The sequence below is a fragment of the Clostridia bacterium genome (assembly GCA_017410375.1).
Taxonomy (GTDB): domain Bacteria; phylum Bacillota; class Clostridia; order RGIG6154; family RGIG6154; genus RGIG6154.
The window spans coordinates 1-4,817 of the sequence record JAFQQW010000034.1 but is presented as its reverse complement, the minus strand read 5'-3'; the positions used below and the strand labels follow the sequence as shown (position 1 = coordinate 4,817).

At 41.9% G+C, this 4,817-nt stretch carries 3 protein-coding genes, 3 tRNA genes and 1 rRNA gene; 2 read left to right on the top strand and 5 right to left on the bottom strand.

Annotation, left to right across the window (positions count from 1 at the left end):
* Window positions 1-253: hypothetical protein (locus tag IJE10_04845; protein MBQ2967433.1), on the bottom strand; the 253-nt coding region annotated here is incomplete at its 3' end.
* A gap of 379 nt (window positions 254-632) precedes the next feature.
* Here IJE10_04845 and IJE10_04840 point away from each other — a divergent pair.
* On the top strand, window positions 633-2,177 hold the full coding sequence (locus IJE10_04840) for a hypothetical protein (GenBank protein ID MBQ2967432.1): 1,545 nt from the start codon (window positions 633-635) through the stop codon (window positions 2,175-2,177).
* A gap of 11 nt (window positions 2,178-2,188) precedes the next feature.
* Window positions 2,189-3,499 carry a hypothetical protein gene (locus IJE10_04835; GenBank protein MBQ2967431.1) on the top strand — a complete coding sequence of 437 codons (1,311 nt, stop codon included), beginning with the start codon at window positions 2,189-2,191 and terminating at the stop codon, window positions 3,497-3,499.
* A gap of 580 nt (window positions 3,500-4,079) precedes the next feature.
* Here IJE10_04835 and IJE10_04830 read toward each other — a convergent pair.
* From IJE10_04830 to rrf, 4 genes are all read right to left on the bottom strand, one after another.
* Window positions 4,080-4,156 (bottom strand) — tRNA-Ile (locus tag IJE10_04830).
* A 374-nt stretch (window positions 4,157-4,530) separates the two neighbouring features.
* Window positions 4,531-4,605: transfer RNA gene (locus IJE10_04825), tRNA-Glu, on the bottom strand.
* 3 nt (window positions 4,606-4,608) lie between these two features.
* A tRNA-Asn gene (locus IJE10_04820) sits at window positions 4,609-4,684 on the bottom strand.
* Window positions 4,685-4,714: 30 nt separating this feature from the next.
* A 5S ribosomal RNA gene (gene rrf, locus IJE10_04815) occupies window positions 4,715-4,817 on the bottom strand; the annotation flags it as partial.

The window sequence follows — 4,817 nt, the reverse complement described above, 5'->3', positions numbered from 1 at the left end:
TATTGGTCCAATATGCATTGAACCAAGGGTATTGCTTTTGATAGGTAGACGCATAAGCCGGAAACTCACCCGTACCCGATACGGTTAAAACACCGTTTGCATCCAACGTTGCAGTCAGACCGGTCTCATTCATATTTTTATTCAGCACTGCCGCGTCTGTAAAGGTGGGCGCGCTTTCTGCTAAAACAGGTACATAAAGCAGTAACGCGCACATGCAACACACTAACAAAACAGCCAGTCTTTTCCTTTGCATCTTATCCCCCTTTACCATGTTAATAAAAGCCAACTTAACAAAAAGTCTATGGACGAAGGTGGTCAGGCTTCGTCCATATAAAAACAGGCAAAATTCTCTTTTATGACTACCGGCATTCATCCCATAGCAAAAAATAAATGTCAAAAGTCTGATTCAGGCAGAAAATTTTTCCTACACCAACATCATATCAGAATGATATTTAAAAATCAAGAATTATTCACATCCTCTTAATTTACAACATAAATTGCTTAAAATAAAACACATCCCAAACATTTTGTGATATCAATTCAGCATTTAGTATTGTAAATTCGCATTTTCTTATTTCTTATTGACTTTTGCATTGACCAAATGTTAAAATGAGCAAAAGGAGGCGCATAATATGAATTTGTTAAAAAACAGCAAGCCACAACATACCGGGAACTATTGGTGCACCTGGCGTACACAAACCACTGTTTCCAAAAACAAAACACTACAAAAAATAAACACCGACAGCAACCGAGACTGTATGGGAGAAGAGTTTCTATTTGGTGAAGTTGGTGTTTTACATACCATCGATCCGGAAATTCGCGGAGATTTAATTGTCGTTTTAGATGACGGTTGGGATATTCCCTACGGCCTTAATAATATTAGTTTTAGAAACAGAGATGCAAATTATTTTAAGTTTGGCAGTTTAATATTAGACGAAACCCGATTCCCCTCTTTCACGGGCACGCCGCAAGAAAAGCTCAAAAAGTTAGGTGATACTGTTAAGGGAATGGGTTATAAAGGTATCGGATTATGGGTTGCTGTACAAGTTGCAAATCCGGAATGCAAAATTTTTTCCGCCGAAGAAGCTGAGCCATACTGGAAAGAGCGCATGCTCTGGTGTAAAGAAGCAGATATTCAATACTTAAAACTCGACTGGGGCGCGAACGACCATGACAAAGACTATCGGGTTATGCTGAACAGACTGGCTAAACTCTACAGTCCGAGCACCAAAATAGAGCACGCTTACACCCAATGGGTATTTGATAAACGTGTTGCAGAACATGCGGACGAAGATTACCAAAACCGTCTGGAGGAAATCGGTTTTTACCAGTTGCATTGCGATTATTTTCGCGTTTATGACGCTACGGCAGAATTCCGCAATGTAACCCTGATGTCCCGCGCTATGGAATGTTTTAAAGCGGCACGCGGGAAAGAAAAAGAAAGCAATTCTATACCCAATGTAGAAGACGGCGTTTATATTGGCGCCGCATTGGGTTGTTCAATCGGCGCTATGCGCAATTATACTTTTGAAAGCAATCCTGCGTTTCATTACACAAAAAAGCTGGAAACGCCTATGACAGCGCTGAAACGTGCTTTAATATGGCAACGATTGGCTCCCCCCTTTGCAATTAGCGAAAGTCCATTCGAAATTTCAGAAAACTACGTTACAGACGCCTACTGCTATCCTTATATAGAAGGAAATCCCTGGCCGTATGTATCGGAAAAGTATGTGGCGCAGGATTGTTTTACCGCTATGAGCCGTAATATGCCTTTACCGGAAGTTAAAGCGGAATATAATGAAAAACCGCCGGTTGTATGCAGTATTCATCCGCTTACAAAAGCGCTCTCGGTTTACGCGGCTCCTCGCACCACCGGCGGCAGTATTTTCTATTCTATTTTAGCAGATGTGTCAGTGCAAGGCGGCGAAAGCAGATATCCTGTCGGTATATTTGGTAAATATAAAAGCCTGACCATTACCTTTACCGATGATATAACCGACAAAAAGATATTTGCACAAGACCTTTGCACGATAGAGGCACAGGATATTACAGAAAAGGTGGCTGTTTGCGGCAATCGACTTACAATTTCCGGAGAACTGATTGAAACTGTTGGTCTTACCGTACGCCAATGCAAAACCGAATTGCCCGGTTTAATAGTGTCGATTTTAGATGAATAAGGAGTAATCACATGGAAATCTTAAAATTTGATTTAACAAAAAAACAAGGCAAATTTAAAATTTTAAATGCAACCAACGGCGGCCCATGGCACAAGCGCCATGCAAACGACCAACGAAGAAGCAATCTTGAGGCCTATAAAGCTGCGAAAATCCCTTATTCCCGAAACCACGACTCTGCACTTCATACTATTTACGGTGGTCCCCACAGCCATGACATCACATTGATTTTTCCGGACTTTGATGCAGATGTAAATGATCCTTCCTCTTATGATTTTGTATGTACCGATGAATCTATCCTGGCCACCTTGGAGGCAGGCACGCAAACCTTTTTTAGATTGGGGCAAACCATTGAACACCAAATCAAAAAATACGGCACTTTGCCGCCTAAAGACTTTCAAAAATGGGCATCTGTTTGTGAGCACATCATCCGTCACTATAACGAAGGCTGGGCAAACGGCTATCGTTTGAATATTGAATATTGGGAAATTTGGAACGAACCGGATCTGGATGCCGACGACAGTTTGAACAAGCGCACCTGGGGCGGCGTAAAAACCGAGTTTTTTGATATGTATGAAATCGCGGCAAAGCATCTGAAAAAATGTTTTCCTCATCTTAAAATTGGTGGCCCCGCTCTTGCATGGAACTTAAAATGGGCAGAGGATTTCTTAAAAGAAATGCAAAAAAGAAATGTCCCAATTGATTTCTTTTCATGGCACATTTATTGTGTTGAGCCGATTCAGATGCTTGAAAAAGGTGAAAAAATCCAAAAGCTTCTTTTAGAAAACGGATACGAACATGCAGAAAGCGTTTTAAACGAATGGAATTATGTAAAAGAATGGAATGAAAGATTTGTAGATTCAGTCAAAGCAATTCATGGTATGAAAGGTGCCGCGTTTATCATGGCATGCATCTCAGTAGCACAGAAAACCTCCACGATTGATATGCTGATGTACTACGATACACGTCCTTCCGTTTTTTGCGGTGCGTTTGATTACTATACATATGAACCGCTGAAAGGTTATTACCCCTTGAAGTGGTATGGCATGTTTTATGATTTGGAAGCCGAAATCCGTTGCGATTCGCATCCCGAAAACATCTACTCGCTTTGCGGAATAGGCAAAAATGAAAAAGCAATTTGTGTTATTACCAATTACGCCGATGAAAATCCCGTTGAAAAGACAATCCGCGTTGATTTTGGGCGTCCCGGCACCTATGAAGTCTATTTACTTGACGACACCCATGATGCGGAACAGATGAAACAAACTGACAACCTGAGCTTTACGATTGGTCCAAACAGTTGCATCCTGATTCGGGAATTATGAACAGAAACGTAAAATTCTTTCGGTTTATTCTCAAAACAAAAACACCGACGAAGGGTCGGTGTTTTTGTTTGCTATTCTTCAAGTACTTTTCTATAGCTTTTAAATTGCATCTCGGTGGGCTTAAAGTCCGGATTGTCTATAAATATGTTTCTTATAATTCAAAATATCTTTCTCATAAATTCAGAAAAAAGATGGGTACAAACTACTCGGAGCACTTAAGAAATTTGCATATAAAATATGTCGTATCTCCCTTGGGCCATGGCATCGATTCAGTTAAAACATCGCATATCTCTCCGACTTTTCGAACTCTATATATTTTTTCCCATATTCAAAAAGATTGTAGGCGTTTCTCCAAAAGAATATAAACAAATACCGCTTAAGAAAATAAGAATTTAACGGTGGGGGTACAAATTAACGGTAAAAAACAGAAATCCAATTATAAATTAAAATTCGTCCAACATTTTCGTTCCTATTTCAAAAGAGGGTTCACCCAAAAAAGAAAAAACCTCTGCACAAAGGGCTTTAAGGATGAAAAATAACGAACCGATAGCTGAGCTTGTATCAACTATCGGTTCTTTTTTGGTGGATCTTCGGGGACTCGAACCCAGGACCGACCGGTTATGAGCCGGTTGCTCTAACCAACTGAGCTAAAGATCCATATTTAGTTTTTATTTTTTGTTTCCTTACCGAAAAATCTGCGCGAACATAGCCCTCTTGTGGTACCCAAAACCGTTCTTTGCTCTCGCACACGGTTTTGACCACTCCGCCCCGAGCACCTCGCTTATTCTGCCACCGGCAGCGCTTCGGGCTCGTGCCCAGGCCGACCGGTTATGAGCCGGTTGCTCTATCCTCTTGCAACACACAAAATTGCTGTGTCCTCCCGGACGCAATTTTGGTTGCGGCGCCCCGAGCCTACAAAACTGTCCACTGGACACTTTTGTTTAACGCCTCGCGCCAACTGAGCTAAAGATCCATATTCGAATTTTTATAATAAAGAAACAAAAAGGGTTGCAACTTGCGTTACAACCCTTTGGTGACCCGTACGAGATTCGAACTCGTGTTACCGCCGTGAAAGGGCGGTGTCTTAACCGCTTGACCAACGGGCCAGATGGCTCCCCCAGTTGGACTCGAACCAACGACAACTCGGTTAACAGCCGAGTGCTCTACCGACTGAGCTATGGAGGAATATGTTGGAGAGGATTATCCTCTCCATTGTTCCGGCGATGTGTCGCTTTCCCGGGCCGTCTCCAGCCAAGTATCATAACCGCTAAGGAGCTTAACTTCTGTGTTCGGAATGGGAACAGGTGGAACCTCCTTG

Excerpts from the sequence above, each read along its gene's own strand:
- IJE10_04840 (MBQ2967432.1), top strand. The coding sequence starts at position 633 with ATGAATTTGTTAAAAAACAGCAAGCCACAACATACCGGGAACTATTGG.
- IJE10_04835 (MBQ2967431.1), top strand. The coding sequence starts at position 2,189 with ATGGAAATCTTAAAATTTGATTTAACAAAAAAACAAGGCAAATTTAAA.